At 61.0% G+C, this 19,479-nt stretch carries 25 protein-coding genes and 1 riboswitch; of the genes, 16 read left to right on the plus strand and 9 right to left on the minus strand.

From position 1 onward, the window contains the following. Positions 1-46: 46 nt before the first annotated feature. The 3 genes from LPB73_RS16745 to LPB73_RS16755 form a co-directional block, all read right to left on the minus strand. Positions 47-589: a PRC-barrel domain-containing protein gene (locus tag LPB73_RS16745; protein ID WP_175367198.1), complete on the minus strand. Its 543-nt coding sequence runs from the start codon at positions 587-589 to the stop codon at positions 47-49. 79 nt (positions 590-668) lie between these two features. After that, positions 669-1,046, minus strand: coding sequence for a PRC-barrel domain-containing protein (locus tag LPB73_RS16750; protein ID WP_120289287.1), 378 nt, complete (start codon positions 1,044-1,046; stop codon positions 669-671). A 157-nt stretch (positions 1,047-1,203) separates the two neighbouring features. Beyond that, positions 1,204-1,797, minus strand: coding sequence for a hypothetical protein (locus LPB73_RS16755; RefSeq protein WP_231077592.1), 594 nt, complete (start codon positions 1,795-1,797; stop codon positions 1,204-1,206). Between the two features lie 170 nt (positions 1,798-1,967). Here LPB73_RS16755 and LPB73_RS16760 point away from each other — a divergent pair, with 170 nt between their 5' ends. Both LPB73_RS16760 and LPB73_RS16765 read left to right on the plus strand, forming a co-directional pair. Then, positions 1,968-2,705, plus strand: coding sequence for a response regulator (locus LPB73_RS16760; RefSeq protein ID WP_093760564.1), 738 nt, complete (start codon positions 1,968-1,970; stop codon positions 2,703-2,705). 10 nt (positions 2,706-2,715) lie between these two features. Beyond that, positions 2,716-4,038 (plus strand): ATP-binding protein, encoded by a 1,323-nt coding sequence (locus LPB73_RS16765; RefSeq protein ID WP_231077593.1) that lies wholly within the window; start codon positions 2,716-2,718, stop codon positions 4,036-4,038. Positions 4,039-4,041: 3 nt separating this feature from the next. Here the strand turns inward: LPB73_RS16765 and LPB73_RS16770 are convergent, their stop codons facing one another. Beyond that, positions 4,042-5,529, minus strand: a complete 1,488-nt coding sequence (locus LPB73_RS16770; RefSeq protein ID WP_231077594.1) for a hypothetical protein — start codon at positions 5,527-5,529, stop codon at positions 4,042-4,044. Positions 5,530-5,747: 218 nt separating this feature from the next. Between LPB73_RS16770 and LPB73_RS16775 the strand changes: the two genes are divergently transcribed. The 7 genes from LPB73_RS16775 (at position 5,748) to thiC (ending at position 12,164) form a co-directional block, all read left to right on the plus strand. Then, a complete protein-coding gene (locus tag LPB73_RS16775; RefSeq protein WP_093760568.1) occupies positions 5,748-6,254 on the plus strand; it encodes a lytic transglycosylase domain-containing protein in 507 nt (168 codons plus the stop codon). 454 nt (positions 6,255-6,708) lie between these two features. Continuing rightward, on the plus strand, positions 6,709-7,218 hold the full coding sequence (locus LPB73_RS16780) for a hypothetical protein (RefSeq protein ID WP_231077595.1): 510 nt from the start codon (positions 6,709-6,711) through the stop codon (positions 7,216-7,218). Between the two features lie 64 nt (positions 7,219-7,282). After that, positions 7,283-7,427: riboswitch (TPP riboswitch) on the plus strand. Next, positions 7,415-8,452, plus strand: coding sequence for an FAD-dependent oxidoreductase (locus tag LPB73_RS16785; RefSeq protein ID WP_231077596.1), 1,038 nt, complete (start codon positions 7,415-7,417; stop codon positions 8,450-8,452). (Overlaps the previous riboswitch by 13 nt.) Further along, the gene (gene thiS, locus LPB73_RS16790; protein WP_068732274.1) at positions 8,443-8,640 is read left to right on the plus strand and encodes a sulfur carrier protein ThiS; all 198 of its coding nucleotides are present in this window, start codon (positions 8,443-8,445) and stop codon (positions 8,638-8,640) included. The genes LPB73_RS16785 and thiS overlap by 10 nt, the downstream gene beginning before the upstream one ends. A gap of 186 nt (positions 8,641-8,826) precedes the next feature. Next, on the plus strand, positions 8,827-9,609 hold the full coding sequence (locus LPB73_RS16795) for a thiazole synthase (protein ID WP_231077597.1): 783 nt from the start codon (positions 8,827-8,829) through the stop codon (positions 9,607-9,609). Continuing rightward, positions 9,596-10,204: a thiamine phosphate synthase gene (locus LPB73_RS16800; RefSeq protein WP_231077598.1), complete on the plus strand. Its 609-nt coding sequence runs from the start codon at positions 9,596-9,598 to the stop codon at positions 10,202-10,204. The genes LPB73_RS16795 and LPB73_RS16800 overlap by 14 nt, the downstream gene beginning before the upstream one ends. Before the next feature lie 31 nt (positions 10,205-10,235). Then, positions 10,236-12,164 (plus strand): phosphomethylpyrimidine synthase ThiC, encoded by a 1,929-nt coding sequence (gene thiC / locus LPB73_RS16805; RefSeq protein WP_231077599.1) that lies wholly within the window; start codon positions 10,236-10,238, stop codon positions 12,162-12,164. Positions 12,165-12,298: 134 nt separating this feature from the next. Here thiC and LPB73_RS16810 read toward each other — a convergent pair whose 3' ends face one another. Beyond that, positions 12,299-12,679, minus strand: a complete 381-nt coding sequence (locus LPB73_RS16810; RefSeq protein ID WP_231077600.1) for a hypothetical protein — start codon at positions 12,677-12,679, stop codon at positions 12,299-12,301. A 105-nt stretch (positions 12,680-12,784) separates the two neighbouring features. Then, on the minus strand, positions 12,785-13,444 hold the full coding sequence (locus tag LPB73_RS16815) for a hypothetical protein (protein ID WP_231077601.1): 660 nt from the start codon (positions 13,442-13,444) through the stop codon (positions 12,785-12,787). A gap of 480 nt (positions 13,445-13,924) precedes the next feature. On the opposite strand from LPB73_RS16815, the gene LPB73_RS16820 reads away from it, so the two are divergent. Beyond that, positions 13,925-14,146: a helix-turn-helix domain-containing protein gene (locus LPB73_RS16820; RefSeq protein WP_089267375.1), complete on the plus strand. Its 222-nt coding sequence runs from the start codon at positions 13,925-13,927 to the stop codon at positions 14,144-14,146. Positions 14,147-14,155: 9 nt separating this feature from the next. On the opposite strand, the gene LPB73_RS16825 is transcribed toward LPB73_RS16820, so the two are convergent. Continuing rightward, positions 14,156-14,506, minus strand: a complete 351-nt coding sequence (locus LPB73_RS16825) for a hypothetical protein (protein WP_231077602.1) — start codon at positions 14,504-14,506, stop codon at positions 14,156-14,158. Between the two features lie 138 nt (positions 14,507-14,644). On the opposite strand from LPB73_RS16825, the gene LPB73_RS16830 reads away from it, so the two are divergent. Further along, positions 14,645-15,025 carry a RidA family protein gene (locus LPB73_RS16830; RefSeq protein ID WP_231077603.1) on the plus strand — a complete coding sequence of 127 codons (381 nt, stop codon included), beginning with the start codon at positions 14,645-14,647 and terminating at the stop codon, positions 15,023-15,025. Positions 15,026-15,031: 6 nt separating this feature from the next. Here LPB73_RS16830 and LPB73_RS16835 read toward each other — a convergent pair whose 3' ends face one another. Next, on the minus strand, positions 15,032-15,535 hold the full coding sequence (locus tag LPB73_RS16835) for a DUF2380 domain-containing protein (RefSeq protein WP_175367210.1): 504 nt from the start codon (positions 15,533-15,535) through the stop codon (positions 15,032-15,034). A gap of 199 nt (positions 15,536-15,734) precedes the next feature. Between LPB73_RS16835 and LPB73_RS16840 the strand changes: the two genes are divergently transcribed. Then, a complete protein-coding gene (locus LPB73_RS16840; RefSeq protein WP_231077604.1) occupies positions 15,735-16,331 on the plus strand; it encodes a collagen-like protein in 597 nt (198 codons plus the stop codon). Positions 16,332-16,410: 79 nt separating this feature from the next. On the opposite strand, the gene LPB73_RS16845 is transcribed toward LPB73_RS16840, so the two are convergent. After that, positions 16,411-17,475: an alpha/beta fold hydrolase gene (locus LPB73_RS16845; protein WP_231081167.1), complete on the minus strand. Its 1,065-nt coding sequence runs from the start codon at positions 17,473-17,475 to the stop codon at positions 16,411-16,413. A 252-nt stretch (positions 17,476-17,727) separates the two neighbouring features. Between LPB73_RS16845 and LPB73_RS16850 the strand changes: the two genes are divergently transcribed. The 4 genes from LPB73_RS16850 (at position 17,728) to LPB73_RS16865 (ending at position 19,471) form a co-directional block, all read left to right on the plus strand. Continuing rightward, positions 17,728-18,081, plus strand: a complete 354-nt coding sequence (locus LPB73_RS16850; RefSeq protein WP_231077605.1) for a hypothetical protein — start codon at positions 17,728-17,730, stop codon at positions 18,079-18,081. Between the two features lie 148 nt (positions 18,082-18,229). Continuing rightward, the gene (locus tag LPB73_RS16855; protein ID WP_068732250.1) at positions 18,230-18,475 is read left to right on the plus strand and encodes a DUF2188 domain-containing protein; all 246 of its coding nucleotides are present in this window, start codon (positions 18,230-18,232) and stop codon (positions 18,473-18,475) included. A 12-nt stretch (positions 18,476-18,487) separates the two neighbouring features. Continuing rightward, entirely contained in the window at positions 18,488-18,772 is a 285-nt protein-coding gene (locus tag LPB73_RS16860) for a hypothetical protein (RefSeq protein ID WP_231077606.1), read from the plus strand. Between the two features lie 93 nt (positions 18,773-18,865). Further along, the gene (locus LPB73_RS16865) at positions 18,866-19,471 is read left to right on the plus strand and encodes an MSMEG_1061 family FMN-dependent PPOX-type flavoprotein (protein ID WP_231077607.1); all 606 of its coding nucleotides are present in this window, start codon (positions 18,866-18,868) and stop codon (positions 19,469-19,471) included. The last annotated feature ends 8 nt before the right edge of the window (positions 19,472-19,479 follow it).

Genomic DNA, 19,479 nt, shown 5'->3' on the forward strand with positions numbered 1-19,479 from the left:
CTTACTGGTTCTTGGCTCGCGTTGTCACAACGTGACGCAAAAGGCCTTACATCGCATACTTGAACTCAGGCATCGCCTTCAATTGATCCTTGCTGGCGCCGCTGAGCACGGCATGGTCGGGGTACCAAGGATTAGCCTTGGCGGCTGCGGGAGCTGCACCCGAGGTGGCTGCACCCGTGGTCATGCCGCTTGGGGGCGAGGTCGACTTCATGCCCGACGAACCGCCAGTTGAAGACGCCATTGTTGCGACCGGCTCGTTCACGAATTTGATCTTGTCATAAGGCACGGCGATCAGGCGTTCGCCGACACCGAGGAAACCACCGACGCCAATCACCACCGCCTTGATGTTTCCCTGCTTGTCGGTCAGGAGATCGTTGATCGAGCCGAGGCTCTCATTGGCTTCGTTATATACGCTCAGACCGACCACCTTCGATGTACGCCAGTTGCCATTGAACGTCGTATCAGATGCGGTGACCGGCGCAGCTGCCGGGGCTGTGGTTGTCGTAGTTGCGCTCGGGCTCTGCGCGAAAGCTGCGGTTGCCAGCAACGCCGAACCAACGATACCAGCCGTCATGTATTTCTTGAACATATGTTCCTCCTGTCGTTGTGGGTCGTCCAAAACCAACGCGGAGGTACAATGACTGTTCCGGTTCCACCGAAATTGGTCGTTAGAATTCGCCCCAATAGGGTGCGACGCCGTAGTGGCGATGCAGCGCTTCTTCCTGCGACCTGTCGCCCCAGTCGAACTCGCGTTTCTCGGTGAATGACGGCGCGCTGCGCAATTCCTCTTCGCTGATATCAAGTTGATACGCGTCGAGCGTGCGATTGAAGGTCAGCCGCGCCCAAGGCAGCGGCAGCAGATTCGAACCGAGACCGAGAAAGCCGCCGAAGCTCAGAATCGCGTAGGACACTTTGCCGCTGATCTTGTCGATCATCAGACGTTCGATATGACCGATGCGTTCGCCATTCGGACGTCGTACCGCCGTTCCCTCGATCCGGTCGCTCGCAATCAGGCTATGCGGCTTCGTCATGACGTCGGGAGTCATTGTCGCCTCCATAAATCAATTGAAGGGGTAACAATGCCCGGACGTGTTCCTTGTTCCGGCAATAGCGCGAAAGTGACCTGCACAAAAGAAACCACCACCTTTCCCTTGCGGGAAAGATGGTGGCGTCAGCCTGGTCGTAAGCGTCGCGGTCTTCGTATCAGGTCTGGTAGTCGATCAGCAGGGCGGTGAATGACGCCTTGCTGCTGGATGCTGTAGCGCTGGTGCCGCTCGCGCTGTAGGAGCTTGAAGACGAGGCCTCCAGCGATTGCTTCAGCGAGTCCAGGAACTGCTTCATGATATCGGAGATACTGGTCGCACTGTCCGTATCATCGGTGCTGTCGGTACTATCGGCGCTATCCGACGGCGGTGGGCCGCCGGGTCCCCCGCCGGGAGATGGACCACCGGCACCGCGAGCGCCGCCTGCTCCACCCGGACCGCCATCGGCGAAGGCCGACTGGAACACGCCCTGCAATTCGGTGGCCTGGTCGGAGGTCAGCTTGCCGCTGGACACCTGGGCACTGATGAGATCGTCGATCTTCGATTTCATCTCGTCCGGCGACGGCCGGCTGTCGCTGCTCTGGCTCGAACGGTCGGCCTGCAGCGACGAGTCGATATCGGTTAAAGCAGAGGACAGCGCATCCTGATCGCCGCTGCTGATCTTTCCGGAGGAAAGCTCGGCCTGCAGCTCCTGCTGCAGTTTCTGAAGGGGGGATTGGTAGGAACTGCTGGACGCAGCCGAGATAGAGGTCATGATCTGCTCCAAGGTGCTTGCTTAGTGCTCGCAACTTGCGGTTAACCTTCTTAACGAGGTCTTGTTATTGCCTTGCTGACATGTTGCGGTTTGTTGCGCCCCAGCCACCAGCAATAGTCCGAAACAAAAAACTTCTGCAGCCCGCGCCGATCCCGGCCAAAAGAGTTCGCATGGCAAACGTACCGAACATCCTGGTCGTAGAAGACGACCGCGAAACCCGTACGCTGATCGCGAAGTATCTGCGTACCAATTCCTGCAACGTCACCACCGCTGCCGACGGGCGCGAGATGGAAAAGGTGATGGCCGACACCCGTGTCGACCTGCTGATCCTCGACGTGATGCTGCCCGGCGAAGACGGCCTCAGCCTGTGCCGCAAGGTGCGCGCCGAGTCGCAACTGCCGATCATCATGCTGACGGCGCGTGGCGAAGACGTGGACCGCATCCTCGGCCTCGAAATGGGCGCCGACGACTACCTGCCAAAGCCCTTCAATCCGCGCGAACTGCTCGCACGCATCAATGCGGTGCTGCGCCGACAGGCCACGGCGCTCAATGCCAGCGCCACGCCGAACGCCACGGCGCTGTCATTCGCAGGCTGGCAGATCGACCTGCGCCTGCGCGAATTGCGTAATCCCGAAGGCGCGCGCGTCGCCATGACCTCGGCCGAATTCGATCTGCTGCGCGCCTTTGTCGAACGCTCCGGTCGGGTACTGTCGCGCGACAGCCTGCTCGATCTCACGCAGGGCCGCAGCGCCGGCTCATTCGAACGCAGCATCGACGTGCTGGTCAGCCGTATCCGCCGCAAGATCGAGGTCGACCCGCAGGACGCGCAAATGATCAAGACGGTGCGTTCGGGCGGCTACATGTTTACGCCGACGGTGGAAGCGGTCGCAACGGCGACGACCAACTAGTTTCATCGAGATGTTCAGCGTCCTCAATCTGCGTCGGATCAGCGGCCAGATCACCGCCCTGGTGGTGATGTCGATCGTGGCGATCCACATCGTTCTCTCGCTGCTGTTCACGTTGATGAGGCCGGACCCGAATGATCAAGAGCGGGATCGTGGCCACGGCGAGTTGATCGCGATCGTTCGCTTGCTGAAGGCGACACCGATCGCCGATCGCCCGGAACTTCTGGTCAATTTGAAAAACGCCTTTCCCAAATTCGACATCCGGCCAGTCCCTCGGGATGCAACGATCACGACCGACGATGGCCCCGACTATCCGCGTCACAGCTTACGCCGGCTGCTTGGTTCCGACGCGCGACTGCTGACGATCGGTGGCGCGCCGGACCGGATCGGGGTCACCCTCCCGGACGGCGACATGTTCTCCTTCAGTAGTCTACCGGAGCGACGACCAGGCTTCTTTCTGGGCGGTCCTTGGGTTCTGACGTTTCTGTTCGTGGTGATCAGCCTGACGCTGCTGGGCCTGTGGGCGGCCCGCATGCTGTCCGCGCCGCTTTCGGCCTTTGCCAAGGCAGCAGAAGAGTTCAGCCTGAACGGCTCGGCTGAGCCCCTGCCCGAGCGCGGCCCCGAAGAAATTCGCTCGGTGGCACGCGCGCTGAATCGGATGCGCGAGCGCATCGGCACGCTGATTGACGACCGCACCAAGATGCTCGCCGCCATCAGCCATGATTTGCGTACGCCGATTACGCGGCTGCGTCTCCGTTCGGAATTCATCGAGGACGACGGCCATCGCCGCCACATGCTGCGTGACCTCGATCAGATGCGATCGATGCTCGAAGCCGTGCTGTCATTCCTGCGCAACGACCGTCGGCTGGAAGAGATGACGCTGACGGATATCGCCACAACCCTGCAGCTGATCGCCGACCAGTTTGCCGACATCGGGCATATGGTGACCTATCAGGGCCCGTCCCACGCCATGGCGATGGCCCGGCCCGACGATCTCCATCGCGCAGTGACCAACCTGGTCGAGAACGCCGTGAAGTTCGGCTCGGAAGCGAATATCTCTCTGACGATGTCCGAGGGCGGCGCCATCATCGACGTCACCGATGACGGTCCTGGCATTTCGGACGCACAAAAGAGCGCGATGCTGCAGCCCTTCGTACGCGGCGACGACGCCCGCAACATGGATCATGAAGCTGCCGGCTTCGGCCTCGGCCTGTCGATCGCCCGCGCCGTAACGTTGGCCCATGGCGGCGAATTGACACTGCTGGATCGCCAGCCGCGTGGCCTGATCGTCCGCATCACGCTGCCGGCACGCGATACGGACAGAGCCGCAGCGTAGCGCTCAGTTCGCCTTCACCGCAGGTGCAACGCTGTGGACCGCACCCGGCTTGCGCAGATGGATCGTAGCGATGTCATCGCTATAGACCTTCTCCCAACCATCGACGCGATCGAGCAGCTTGGTCGCCGCGCTTTGGGTTCGCAGCAAGGTCGCCTCGATGTCGTAGTCCTTCAGCAGCCGGAACAGATTGTTAGGCTCGATTAGACCGCTGGCATTGTTGTGGTCGACCATCAGCTTCGTCCCGAACAATTCGGTACGGCCATCGATGAAGGTCGGCACCCCACGCGCGATCAGATAGCCGCCGAAGTCGTAATCGTTGAACACGCGGCGGAGCTTGAGCTTCTGGAGTTCAGTCACCGCCTTCGCGGGCGCAGCCGCCTCGAGCGGCATGTAGCGCTGCACGGACGCCAGTACGAACGTTCCGGCAATCAGGCAGATCGCGATCCCCGCGAACAGCAGATGCCGCGACGGCGATACATGATTGGCCGCCGGCATCTGAGGTCCACCGATTTGTTGGCCAAGCGGCGTCGCCAAGACCATCGGCGCCAGCAGCGCCAGCACTTCGGCGTTGCGCACGTGACTGAGCGCCATGAACACGAAGCCGATCACGAGCACGATGCGCATCGGCGGCAGCGTGATTCCGCGCCACAGCGCCAGCGCGAACGCTGCCAGCACGGTCAGTTCCAGAGGCCCGGCATGATTGAAATTCGCAGGCCGCCATTCGCCGATCAGCGCCAGCGCTTCACCGAGATTGAGAATGCGACGCGACGCCAGCAGCGAGTCCCAGCCATAAGGCGTCACGCAACTTGCTGCCAACGCGGCAATGCCGAACAGCGCCCAGCGCAGCAGCAGCGCGCGCTGCATCGTCTTCGGTGCATGCCAGATCGCATCGATCCCGATCGGGCCGATCAGCGCCAATCCGAGAATGAAGCCGCCATGCAGGTTGGCCCAAAGCGCCATCAGCGGCAGCAGCCAGAAGGATGGCACACTCCTGCGATCCATCGCATTCACGAGACCGGCGACCCATGCCACCATCACCGGCATCGCCAGCAGATGCGGCCGCGCAACAACATGCCCCGCCATCAGCGCGAGAGCCGTCGCGACGAAAATGATCGTCACCGTGGCCGGCAGGCGCTTATCGAGAAAGCGCGCCAACAGCGCCATTGTCACAGCCAGCGCAGCGACAGCAAGCACCACCACGCCGGTCCAGCCCGCGCCGGCATAGGCGACCGCGTAGAGGACCTGAGACAGCCACTGGGTCGAGATCCATGGCTGGCCGTACATCGTGAACGAGTAGATATCGGTCGTCGGCACCGCATGGTGATCGAGAATCCACTGCCCGACTGCGATCTGCCAATACGCATCCGGATCTCTCAGGAGGGCGTTGCCCGCCGCGAGCCACAGCGTATAGACCGCAATCCCCACCCAGAGCGGGAGCAGCCCGTGCATCGTCTTGCGGGCCTCGGAGGAATGGGTGGCGGACATCGTCATGCGCGGCATGCCCCTGGAAAGTCGCAAGAAAAGCGCCGGAATACCGCAGCAAATCACGAGAGGGCATAATTTGGGGTAAATATCGGGCGGAACTCGCGAATCTGGCCTACAGAAAGACTCAATTCGAGCCCTCATCTCGGATAATTGAATCGGATGGTTTAGGCCGTCTGAAAGGCTGCCTCCGCTACAGGCGGAGAACGAAGTTTTCGAGACCATTCATGAAACGTATTTCTCTGTCCTTGGCGACGATTCTGGCTGTTGCCGCTCTTCCGCAACTGGCATCCGCGCAGCAGCGTGCCGACTACGACGCCATGGTTGCCACCCATGCCCAGGCCAATGGCGTGCCCGAGGCGCTGGTGCATCGTGTGATCGTGCGCGAAAGCAAGTATCATCCCAATCTGATCGGCCGCGGCGGCACCATCGGCCTGATGCAGATCAAGCTCGCGACCGCGCGCGGCGTTGGCTACACCGGCACCGCCGAAGGCCTCCGCGATCCCAACACCAATCTCACTTACGCGGTGAAATATCTCGCTGGCGCCTATCGCGCCGCGAACGGCAATCACAACCGCGCGGTGTCCTACTATGCCGGCGGCTACTACTATGCCGCCAAGCGCCAGCGCCGCGAGGTTTCCGCGCCGCCGCATCAGCCACTCTTCGCCAAGGATGCCGAGCGCCTGCACCTGCAGAACGCGGCTAATGCCAACGCCCAAGCTTTGAAGCCGTAAGTCCCGCCGCATTGAAATCGGGGTCGGCCAACACATGCACCGATCACTGCGTTCACGCATATAAGTATTGGTAACGTGAAGATATCACTGCTTTTCGCTGGCGTTATTCAAGCTAAAATGCTACTTTAAGTTGATTTTGTACGGATATTAAAAGCAAGCATCTTCGAAATTCGGGAGATGATTCTATGTATGGTCGGTTGGCCTTTGCCCTTTGTTTAATGGTTGTCACCCCGTCATTCGCGACCGAGCCCGGACCGGCAAAAGGCCCGCTCCAGAAGGACGCGAAACAACTTTGCCAAGAAATTTGTGCAGCATCGTTCTCGGAAAAATTCGATGTCGCAAGAAAGAAGCAGCTGAGCGACTGCTTTGCTCAAGGTCTTTGTCCCATCAACATGGGCCCACCAACAGCAAACATGCCGTGGTCCAAGTCTAAGCGGTTCGAAAACGCAATCTGATGCTTGAATTTGGCACCAGCTCGTTCTTTGCGGTCATTTCGCAGCCTCTCATTTTCGGTGCACTAGCGGGCGCTCTCTTTGCGTTCGTCTTCTCTCTGCAGAACTCCTTACTGCCCTACTCAACAAAACTGCGAGCCAACCTGCCTGTTGGAATCGGATTTGCGCTGCCGATTTCGCTAGTTGCCTTTGTCGCAGGATACCTGACTGGCGTCAGCCGCTCTCCCGCGGTCGGGACGATCATTCCGGCAGTCCTCACGCTCGTCGGTGGCCTCAATATTTACCTATTCGGTATCGACGTGAAAAATCGATCTTTGGTCGGCTTTAGTGTTTTTCTGTTCTCTCTTTTCTTGTTCTACGGCGTTCAGACGGGTTCCTATCATCGAGAAATCGGCCGCGAAGCCAGACTAATTTTTCTGTCCGAGCAGGAGCGAAAAATCAGAATTTTTCGGGAAAATCGCGATCTTTCCCCTGATATGCCAGCCTGGATAACAACTGGCGAACCGCGATAGGCAAGTCCCGCACTCACGACGAGACGGGGCCGCGTTGACACGCCCATCCATAGGTTTACATTAGAGTCGTTCCGAGGGGGGCTCCGACGAGGAGCTGAGATACCGCAAGCTTGCACTTTTCCTGTTCCGGAAGAGACGCGCGAGACCGCGGTGACCCTTTGAACCTGATCCGGGTCATGCCGGCGAAGGGACAGGGATGTTTCAGACTACGCAATCTCCGCGCGGGGACTCTCCCGTGGCGGGTCAATCGATATCAGTGATTGGCGCTGGCATTGCCGGCGCTTGGCAGGCGTTGATGCTGGCCAAGGCCGGTCACGCCGTGACTCTGCATGAGCGCAGCGATGCCAGCATGCGCGACGCCACCAGCCATTGGGCCGGCGGCATGCTGGCGCCTTGGTGCGAAGCCGAAGTCTCCGAGCCTGTGGTCTCCCGCCTCGGCCTACGTGCACTCGATCTGTGGCGCGAGGAACTCCCCGACACACCGTTCAATGGCTCGCTGGTCGTTGCACATGCGCGGGACCGCGCCGATTTCGAACGCTTCGCCAAGATGACCTCCGGCCATACGCGGCTGGATGCAGCAGGCGTCGCCGAGATCGAGCCGTCGCTCGAAGGACGGTTTCGCGACGGGCTGTTCTATCCCGGCGAAGGGCATGTGGAGCCGCGCCGCGTGCTGCCGCAACTCCACGCCCGGATTAGCGCCGCCGGCGGCATCATCAAATACAACAGCGAGCAGCAGCCGAAAGATCTCGACGGTCTGGTGATCGATTGCCGCGGGCTTGCGGCACGTGATGATGCCAGCACGCCGAAGCTGCGCGGCGTCAAGGGCGAAATCATCATCGTCGAGACAGATGAAGTACAGCTGTCGCGCCCGATCCGCCTGATGCATCCGCGCTGGCCGCTTTACGTGATCCCTCGCGCGGACAACCGCTTCATGCTCGGCGCGACTTCCATCGAGGGCGAGGATACCGACGTCAGCGTGCGCTCCGCGCTCGAACTGCTCGGCGCTGCCTATGCGGTGCATCCGGCCTTTGCCGAAGCGCGCATTCTCGAATTCGGCTCGGGACTTCGTCCGGCCTTTCCCGACAACCTGCCGCGCATTGCGATCGACAAGAACACGATTGCGGTGAACGGCCTCTATCGCCACGGCTTCCTGCTGGCGCCTGCGCTGGCGGAGCTGACGCTCAACTATATCAAGCGGGGCGAGATCGATAATGAGGTGATGCAATGCAAGTGATCGTCAATGGCGAGCACCGCGAGATCGAGGCGTCGCATGTCGGTGCGCTGCTGCAGGAACTGGACTACGAAGGCACGCACTGTGCCATTGCGCTGAATTTCGACGTGGTGCCACGCAGCGCATGGGCGCAGACGCCACTCAAGGCAGGCGACGAGATCGAGATCATCACGCCACGGCAGGGAGGGTGAGAACGTGCACCTCCTTGACGTGATCAATTCGCAAAGGCCGCTGTGCTCCCCTCCCCCTTGCGGGAAGGGGTCGGGGGCGGGGGTCCACAAAGGGACTCTTACCGCGACGCTCTCGCCTGGCTCTACCCCCCTCCCCAACCCTCCCCCGCAAGGGGGGAGGGAGCACGCAAACCATGGAGCGAGTTCATGGTGAATTTCTACGGCAAAGAGTTTAAGTCACGCCTGCTGATCGGATCGGCGCTCTATCCGTCACCCGCGATCATGCAGGACGCGATCCGCGCCTCCGGCGCCGGCATCGTCACCGTGTCGCTGCGGCGTGAATCCGCCGGCGGCAAGACCGGCGATGCGTTCTGGTCGCTGATTAGAGAACTCGACGTCACCGTGCTGCCCAACACCGCGGGCTGCCGCAGCGTGCGCGAGGCAGTCACGACCGGAAAGCTCGCGCGCGAATTGTTCGGCACGTCCTGGATCAAGCTCGAGGTGATCGCCGACAATGACACGCTGCAGCCCGACGTGGTTGGTCTCGTCGAAGCCGCCGATATCCTGATCAAGGACGGCTTCGAGGTGTTCCCCTATTGCACCGAGGATCTCAGCGTCGCGATGCGTCTGGTGGATGCCGGCTGCAAGGTGGTGATGCCATGGGCGGCACCGATCGGCAGCGCACGCGGCATCATCAATGCCGACGCACTGAAGCTGATGCGCGACCGCCTGCCGGATATCACGCTCGTTGTCGATGCCGGCTTGGGCGCGCCGTCACATGCCGCCGAAGCGCTTGAGCTCGGCTATGACGCCGTGCTGCTCAACACCGCCGTCGCCAAGGCGGCCGATCCCGTCGCCATGGCCAATGCCTTCCGCCTCGCCGTCGAGGCCGGCCGCACCGGCTTCGAGGCCGGCCTGATGGGCGCGCGCGATTTCGCTTCTCCTTCCACTCCAGTCATCGGGACACCGTTCTGGCATGCCGTATCCTGACCGTTTCTATCCCGTCGTCGACACCGTAGCGTGGGTGAAGCGCCTCACGCAGCTGGGCGTCGGCACCGTGCAGCTTCGCGCCAAGGATCTCGACGACGCAGCGGCGACCACGCTGTTTCGCGAGGCGCTGACCGTGACCAACGGCACCAAGACGAAGCTGGTGGTCAACGACTACTGGCGCGTCGCCATCGACCTCAAGGCGCAGCATCTGCATCTCGGCCAGGAAGATCTGGCCGAGGCCGATGTTGCCGCGATCCGCAAGGCCGGCATCACGCTGGGCCTCTCGACCCATGACGAGGACGAACTTGAAACCGCATTAAGCGCGAAGCCGGATTACGTCGCGCTCGGGCCGATCTTCTTCACCACGCTGAAATCCATGCGCTTCGCGCCGCAGGGCATTCCGAAAATCTCGGTCTGGAAGAAGCGCATCGGCACGCTGCCGCTGGTGGCGATCGGCGGCATCAAGTTCGAACAAGCCGCAGAGATCTTTGCCGCTGGCGCGGATTCCATCGCCGTCGTCAGCGACGTCACCCAACACGCAGACCCGGACGCTCGCGTCCATCAATGGCTTGGCGCATCCGCCAAAGCCGCCTGACATTTCAAGAACGACAACGGAGGATTAGTCCATGAACATCCGCTCCAATCCCGACACCACCCTGCCCGCCGTCACCACCGGCAACCTGCCCTCGTCGCGCAAGATCTACGCGATCCCGGAGAGCGCGCCGGACCTGCGCGTGCCGCTGCGCGAGATCATTCTCTCGGAAGGCGCCGGCGAGCCGAACCTGCCGGTCTATGACACGTCGGGTCCCTATACCGATCCGGACGTGCTGATCGACGTCAATAACGGGCTGTCCCGCGCGCGTCTCGATTGGGTCAAGGAACGCGGCGGCGTCGAGGAATATCAGGGCCGCGAGATCAAGCCGGAAGACAACGGCAATGTCGGCGCAGCGCATGCTGCGAAGTCGTTCAAGGCCTATCACAAGCCGCTGCGCGGCACCGGCGATCACATGATCACGCAATATGAGTTCGCCCGCGCCGGCATCATCACCAAGGAAATGATCTACGTCGCCGAGCGCGAGAACCTCGGCCGCAAGGTCCAGCTCGAGCGCGCCGAGGCCGCGCGCGCCGATGGCGAGAGCTTCGGTGCCGAAGTGCCGCTGTTCGTCACGCCGGAATTCGTGCGCTCGGAAATCGCGCGCGGCCGCGCCATCATCCCCTGCAATATTAACCACGCCGAGTTGGAGCCGATGATCATCGGCCGCAACTTCCTCACCAAGATCAATGCCAATATCGGCAACTCCGCCGTGACCTCGTCGGTCGAGGAAGAAGTCGACAAGATGGTGTGGGCGATCCGCTGGGGTGCCGACACTGTGATGGACCTCTCGACGGGCCGCAACATCCACACCACCCGTGAATGGATCCTGCGCAATGCGCCGATCCCGATCGGCACCGTGCCGATCTATCAGGCACTGGAGAAGTGCGACGGCGATCCGGTCAAGCTGACCTGGGAGCTTTACAAGGACACCCTGATTGAGCAGTGCGAACAGGGCGTCGACTACTTCACCATTCATGCCGGCGTCCGGCTGGCCTACATCCATCTCACCGCCAACCGCGTCACCGGCATCGTCTCGCGCGGCGGCTCGATCATGGCCAAGTGGTGCCTGGCGCATCACCAGGAGAGCTTCCTCTACACCCACTTCGAGGAAATCTGCGACATCATGCGCAAGTATGACGTGTCGTTCTCGCTCGGCGACGGGTTGCGTCCCGGCTCGATCGCGGATGCCAACGACCGCGCCCAGTTCGCCGAACTCGAAACCTTGGGCGAACTCACCAAGGTGGCATGGGCGAAGGGCTGCCAGGTGATGATCGAAGGCCCCGGCCATGTGCCGCTGCACAAGATCAAGATCAACATGGACAAGCAGCTCAAGGAATGCGGCGAAGCGCCGTTCTACACCCTGGGGCCACTGACCACCGACATCGCGCCGGGCTACGACCACATCACCTCGGGCATCGGCGCCGCCATGATCGGCTGGTTCGGCTGTTCGATGCTGTGCTACGTGACGCCGAAGGAGCATCTCGGCCTGCCCAACCGCGACGACGTCAAGGTCGGCGTGATCACCTACAAGATCTCAGCGCATGCCTCGGATCTTGCCAAAGGCCATCCCGCCGCGCAGATGCGCGACGACGCGCTGTCACGCGCCCGTTTTGATTTCCGCTGGCAGGATCAGTTCAATCTCGGCTTGGACCCGGAAACCGCCGTCGCCTATCACGACGAGACGCTGCCGAAGGACGCCCACAAGGTCGCGCATTTCTGCTCGATGTGTGGACCGAAGTTCTGCTCGATGAAGATCACGCAGGACGTGCGCGACTACGCGGCGACCCTCGGCGACAACGAGAAAGCCGCACTGAACCTCGGCGGCACAGCGACGATGGGCATGTCGATGTCTGGCGTGATCGAGGACGGCATGGCCAGCATGAGCCAGAAGTTCAAGGACATGGGCCAGCAGGTCTATGTGCAGGCCGAGGCTGTGAAGGAGAGTAATAAGGCGTTGTAAGACGCCTCCTTACCCTGAGTTAGTGACCGAACAACAAACACCAAAGGCCGGGCGATTGCCCGGCTTTTCTGTTGTCGGAGAGATGAATTTTCACAAACACTGCCCGTGAAATTCCCCAGCGGGTAAATTGGTGGTCATTTACCTCGTCTGAACCGTTGCATAACTGTGCGCACAGCAGCCTCTATTGCAGGCCCACTGTGTTTCAATTCATCGGCAATTTCGATGGCGCGTTCCAACGAAATCACGGCCCCTTCTTGGCAATCGAATATAAAACCACCAGTTGCTCGGGCATAACCAGCCGCGGCACTATAAGCGGAGGATGCGGTATCGGCATCTGCCCCCCAACGTATCGCGAGAGCATATTTACTTCGATGGCCAGACTGAACGTCAGGATAAGTACGGACGAAATCTTTCACATCCCAGTGATCGCATTCGAAGTGTGAAGGTTTGCGATCTAATAAAACAGGCAGCGCCCCTCGCAATTTAGCGAATGGCGTCCCGGTCGACAGCTTCATTGAAACTCCTGTGGCATCGATTGACCTTTGCCATTCCTGGATCGAAACGAGGCGGAGTTCGGAAAGAACATATATTTCCATCGACATTCTGTTGTTCCTCCAAGCTTAGTTAGAGCAAAACGACACGATGCGGATCGTACACCGGGACATTGCACCACGCGACTTTCGAGAAACCCCTCGAACGACATTCAGCTCAAACACGGGCGTATTGGGCGATGACCGCGTCATTTCGCGAAGCTCATCTGCCCTGGCGGAAGACATCCTCGCATTGCCGGTTTTTACATCGTAGATCGCAATGACGTCGCCCTGAATATCGCGAAGGGTCAAATCGGTCCTGATCGTTCCGGCCATGCCATAAGTCGGATCTACGGCGTCAAGACTGAAGCTTCGTTCGATATCCCCGACACCGGGCAAATCTTGTAGGCTCACCGCCGCACCGAACGCGGCATGAACAGCGATTCCGTACTGAGATGCACTCATCGTTGGCAGATACTCCAACGTCTCCATAACGCTAACCAGCGTATCGCTTAGAGCCTGGGAGGTTTCATCGATACTTGGAATTCCCGTAAGGAATCCATCAGAAGTCTCGACCGTGACGCCTCCCTCGCTAGTCCACCTACCAAGCTCATCCCGATCCTGATCATCCTTGTAGCCAGCTTTGATAGTCAAGCGGAGCAACCGCCTGAAAATCAGCTCCCTTTTGATATCGCTGAGTTCGTCCGCCATGAAGAACAGGCCACGCTTGAAATCTAACAGAGCATTCATTGCATCCTCCTCTCATTCGAGGCCATAATAAAGATTTTAAGCCTAGGCGTAAAGTCTTATTTAATGAGAATGGGTGTTACCTAGGTGAACGCCCCGGGGGCCTGTCGATCGCCTGGACGGTCGAGGGCTCCCCTGCTCGGCTGCTGCGCGACTATAACCAGCTGATCGAAGCCTATAACCGCGGTGCCAATATCTAGCGCGGATTCTGTGCGCTTATCGACATGCCGGGTTCCAAGGCGCCGAGCGCAGACAAACCGACTTTCTTTGTTGCAAAATCCCGGCGATACACCCAATGGTACCCATGGATTAACCTTTCGTTAACCAATCGCGCCCAACCTGCCGCAACGCAACGGCTGGGGGCTGTTCGTTCTCGATGTTGTTGCTTCGCGCAACGAAGCAGGCGTTGATCGGGAGATACCCATGATCCAGGAATCCCTTTACGAGTCCCTTCGCCGCCCGCGTGACGATTCGCCGGCTGAAATGGACATGTTTGCGCCCTCGTCAGATCCCAGCGAGGTCGTGACGATGCTGATCGGCGCGACTGTCCATGAGGTCGAACGCGAACTGATGCTACAGACGCTGGCGCGCTGCGACGGCAACCGCACCCACGCCGCCCGCGTGCTTGGCGTCTCCGTCCGCACCATGCGTAACAAGATCAAACAGTATTCAGCGGATGGGGCCGACGTGCCGGCGCACGGCTAGCGCACGGCGCTATTGCTGGAGCGCGTCGGGATCCAGCACCCATGTGGAGCCCTGCAGCCGGCCTTCGGTCTGCATCTCGACGTCGACGAGATGCGCCTTCGGCTCAAAGCCGCGAATTCTGACAGTGAGCGGCCTGGTGAATTGCCATGCCTTGCGGGCCTGCAGCAGGCCATCCTGATACGACGCCAGAGCTTTTGAATTGCCGGCTTTCTTCAGTGCCTGCCATCGCGCCAGCTTCGCGCGATCCCCGAACCAGATCGAATCCGGTTTTACCTGCATGGACGCCCCTAGGCGTATCTCGCCGGCATGCGTTGCGCTCGTGAGGGCCAACAAGGTCAGCAGCGCCAGATAGGATTTCATATGTCGTCGCCCGTTGCCCTGATGAGAGCGTAAGTCGCCGCGGATCCCGTTCCGGTTCGACCGGGCCCGGCAATTCGCGGGCGCCCCTTGCGTAGACCTGCTACGCTGGCCCGTCACACATGAGCGCGAGGCCTGATCATGCCCATCCAGCACTTCCCGCCCCCTCCCGGAATCAAGGCGCCGCCGCTGTCCTATGCGGCGCGGGTCGGCGATCTCCTGTTCGTCTCCGGCATTCCCGGTTTCGACGCCAATGGCCAATTGCCGGAGCACTTCGAGGCGCAGTTCGGATTTGTGGTGCGCACGATCAAACGAGTGCTGAAGGATGCAGGCACCGACATCTCGCACCTCGTCAAGGTCAACGTGCTGCTGACGCGCGCGTCCGACGTGGCTCCCATGAATGCGCTGTATGCCGAAGCCTTCGGACCACCGCCCTATCCGGCGCGCACCACTTGCGTGGTTCAGGCGCTGCCCAATCCGGCAATGCTGATCGAGATCGAGTGTGTGGCTTCGCTATCGTGACGACGCTCATCGGCCAGCCATCGCATCCTTCACCGTCTCGCTGACGAAATCGGCGGCGCGGCGGAACGCTGTGTCGGTATCGCCGCGGAAGGTGACGGCGCGACGCATCACCAGCTGCTCGCGCTCGACATCGAACAACTGCACCTCGCCCCATTGCACCAGCGTACTCATCTTGCGGATGCCGCCATAGACCAGGTAACGCGCACCGTCGCGGCGCGCTGCGGCGACGAGATCGTCGGGCGCCATGCTGACGGCGGTGCAGGCGGGCTGCGGACAGGCCGGGCGCACCACGCGGTAGTCGCGCTGCGCCAGCCCGTCGCGCAGCAGTGCAGCGAAGATGGTCATGCGGTCGCGATGCTGCGCGGATTGGTCGGCCTCCTCGCCGGAGGTGTCGCTATAGTCGAAATCGGCTACCGCGACAGCGAGCTGTCCGGCAGCCGCGGCCGGCGCAGGTGCCCCCAGCAGCGCCACAGCGCCGCACAGCAACCACAGAACCTGCCCTCTCCGCATGTTCTCCTCCCTGATCTTCTGTTCGCCGCCACGCCAAACTGGCGCGGGTGCCAGCAGGTCAAGCGACAGCCGATGCTAGTCCGCATGTGGTGAAGCGCAACCGGCAATGTCTGTGGTGGCATGGCAGCAGCGGCGAATTGAAGCCGTCATCCATCCCCTGTTAAAAGCGGCCGGACAGAATCAATACGGAGTGTGAGGCGTGGCAAAAGATACGATCAGCCAAACCGGATTACGCGGCCCCCGCGGCGAACCGGGACTTCCCGGACCGCAGGGCCATCCCGGACGGCCGGGGCCGGACGGCGCGCAGGGCAAGCCGGGCCTGGCCGGCAAAGCCGGCGCCAATGGCAAGCCGGGGCCTCAGGGCAAGCGCGGCGAAGCAGGCCCTCAGGGTAAGGCTGGCGTCAATGGTAAGGCTGGCGCCGACGGCAAGCCTGGTCCGATCGGACCGCAGGGCAAGGCCGGGCCGCAGGGACCACGGGGTGAACAGGGCCTTCAGGGCAAACCCGGTGTGCAGGGTGAAGCCGGGCCGCGCGGCGAGCAGGGTCCTCCCGGCACGCTGCCGAGCCTCGAGCAGATCATGCCGTGGCTGCACATGGTGTTCGACGCCTGGGAAGACCACCGCCAGATGCGCCTGCGCGAAGCCCAGGAGCGCGAAGAGGCGCTGCTGCGCGAGCAGCAGGAAGCCGTTGAACGTGTCGCCGCGATGATCGAGGCCGAAGCCGCCATCGCGGATGAGTCCGATGAAACCGACGACGGCAAGAAAAAGAAGAAGCGCAAGAAGAACAAGGACGACTAGCACCGCTGCGTCGCTCGATACGGACGCGCGACAACAGATCAGGCGACGCGCCGCAATGCCGGCCCGTCGCCTTTACTTCTTACATGGTCCGCTGCGGTGCGGTCTGCAGCAGCTCCTGAAGCTGTTGCTTATAGAATTTCGCACCGCCCGTCGTGAGATGACCACGGGTCTCGGTGCTTGCCGGGATCAGCAGCATCTTCGCGTTTTTGATCCGCTTCAGCGCGGCATCCATCAACCCGGTCTCCGGCGGATTGCGCTCGTCATCGGCAGCGTTGATCGCGAGCACGACGGATGTGATCTTGTCCAGACCTGCTGATGGATTGTAGTCGCGCGACGATTCCCACTGATAGATGAAATCATTTGCATCGGCGACAAATGGCGCCTTGAGCCGGTCATCGACATTCTTGTCGGCGGCCTCGCCGGTCGGCGCCAGCATCTGATAGGCCAGCGTGCCGCCGGCTGTCGCGATGCCATACATCACGCTGGCAAATTTGATCATGCCGGGCTGCGATGTGTAGTTGCCGGCCTTGTAGTCTGGATCGGCGCGCACGGTCTCGATCATCATGCGCCGCATCATCCAGTTTCGCGCGCTCATCTCGGTCGGTTGCGATGCCATCGGCACCAGGGTATCCATCACATCGGGATATTTCGTGCCCCAGATCCACGCATGCATGCCGCCCATGGAATTGCCGATCACCATGCGCACATGCTTGATGCCGAGCCCTTCGATCAGCAGCCGGTGCTGGGCATCGACCATATCGTCGTAATTGTACTTCGGAAATGCGGTCTTCATGCCATCAGAGGGTTTCGACGATTTGCCGTGGCCGACCGCATCGGGAATGATGATGTAATATTTTGTGGCATCGAGCGGCCGGCCCGCGCCGAATAACTCGCCCGCAAAAGCAGGCGTCAATATGCTCTGCGCCGAACCGCCGGTGCCATGCAGCACCAGCACCGGCTGGCCGCTCGGCTCACCCACCGTCGTGTAATGCAGCTTCAACTCCGGCATCACATGGCCAGTATGAAACTTGAAATCCTTCGCGATCCAGTCGCCCTGCTTTGGCGCCGGATAATCAGCGGCGAACGCGGTCACGGCAGCAAGCGAAGCACATGTCACGACAGCAGCAGCGCACAACGCGCGCATAGAACGGCTGGGCATCGTCATCCTCCCCGGCGCAGCCATTTGATCGGGCCGCTTGACACAGATGCTAGCACGGCAGCGTGAGCCAGGAGACCAACAGATCGATACTGCAGCGCAGCGATCCCCAGCTCGTCGCTCCGGGTATAATTTTTGGGCAGGCGTCGCCGCCATAGCTCGGGCTTAATCATCGCAAGAATCCGAGTCGTCCCGTGCGGCACCCGGCGTCCGCGCGTGATGCAACACCGTGAGGTTCGCATGCGGGGATTGATTCAAGTGGTGCTGCTGGCAGTGCTTACCGTGATGGCGACGACCGCTCACGCCATCGATCGCGGCCAGTTCAGCGATGTGCCCGACGATATCCGGAACTGGTTCAAAAGCGTCATCAGCCCTAATGGCGTGCCGTGTTGCGATATCTCCGACGGCCATCGCACCGAATATGACGTCCGCAACGGCGCCTATTGGGTACCGATCGAAGGCATATGGACGGAGGTGCCGACGCGTGCCGTAATCCGCGATCGCGGCAACCCCGTCGGCGAAGCCGTCGTCTGGTATGTGCGCCATCGCGGCGAGATCATCATCAGCTGTTTCGTTCCGGCTGACGCCGCATGATGACGATCACGAAACGGTGCCAGGGTGCGGCCTTGCAATCCACAGGCAATCGGGCCCAATTTGAGGCTAATTCTGCGCGCGGCGCGTTAGGTCACTCTGGCCCCGCCGTCACCTCGCCGCGGGCACTACAGGATAAAGAGAGACTGATATGACGGAAGTGACCTATGTGATCGTCGAGCATGATGGCGGTTGGGCCTATAAGGTTGGCGCCGTCTTCTCCGAGCCGTATGCGACGCACGCACTCGCCACCGCAGCCGCCAAGCGCGCCGCGGCCGAGCAGAGGGTGCCGGGACGCACCGAGGTGATTGCCTATGAGGACGAAAAAGGGCAGTGGCACGAGGAAACTGCCTCGGGCAGTGATCGTCCCAACACCCACATCATCGACAAGGCCTGATCGCGAAGACAGGTGAATGATCCAACTGACCTCAACGCGTCCAATGGCGCCGGCATTGCGTATCTCGCCATGCCGGCGAATTTATTGCTCATCACGCCCGCCTGGATGCCCTTCGCGCGCGAACTCATCATCGACAGGGGCGTCATTGAAATTGCCGCATCGCTTGCACTCGTGACACGCACACGGTTGCGTTGGGGGCCGGCGTCATCAATTGGCCCGGGCCACACAAAGACGCCACAGACTCATAGCGAACGGGCCAAATCGGCAAACAACATTCGTTATGGAGTCGCGTGGTGACTCCGGCGTCGGTTGCGGTGCTGTCTGCGCGACTTTTCCGCAAGGCGCCACCATGCTAGTTTTGAGTTATCAAATCATATCGGGAGAGCAGACGTGACCGACGTCGCAGCAGACGAACTCCGCACCATTTATCCAACGCCGCATCCGCGCGTGATCGCCAAGGCGCGACCGACGCTCGATATGCACTCCAGCAAGTTCATCTCGCTGTCGCCGTTCTGCGTGCTTGCTTCGTCGGGTCCCGACGGCACCGTCGATGCATCGCCGCGCGGTGGCGGCGTCGGCTTCGTGCGGATCGCCTCGCCGACCGAGTTGCAGATGCCGGACCGTCCCGGCAACAACCGCATCGATACGTTCCAGAATCTGATGGCGGGCAGCGGCCATGTGCAGCTGATCTTCTTCGTTCCGGGCATCGACGACACCTTGCGTGTCAGTGGCGTCGCCAAGCTGATTAAAGACCCGGAACTGATGGCGTCGATGGAAGAGTTCGGCAAGCTCCCGCGCGCAGTGTTGAGCATCGCCGTGACCGAAGCCTATTTCCATTGCGGCAAGGCGCTGATGCGCTCGAAGCTGTGGTCGCCGGAGGTGCAGGTAAAGCGCTCCGTGATGCCGAGCATCTCCGAAATGGTTCACGACCAGACGAAACTCGGTGAACCGATGACTCAGGAACAGATCGACGTCGCCTATCGCCAGCAGTTGTAGCTCGTCGG

The organism is Tardiphaga sp. 37S4 (genome assembly GCF_021044645.1).
Taxonomy (GTDB): Bacteria; Pseudomonadota; Alphaproteobacteria; order Rhizobiales; family Xanthobacteraceae; genus Tardiphaga; species Tardiphaga robiniae.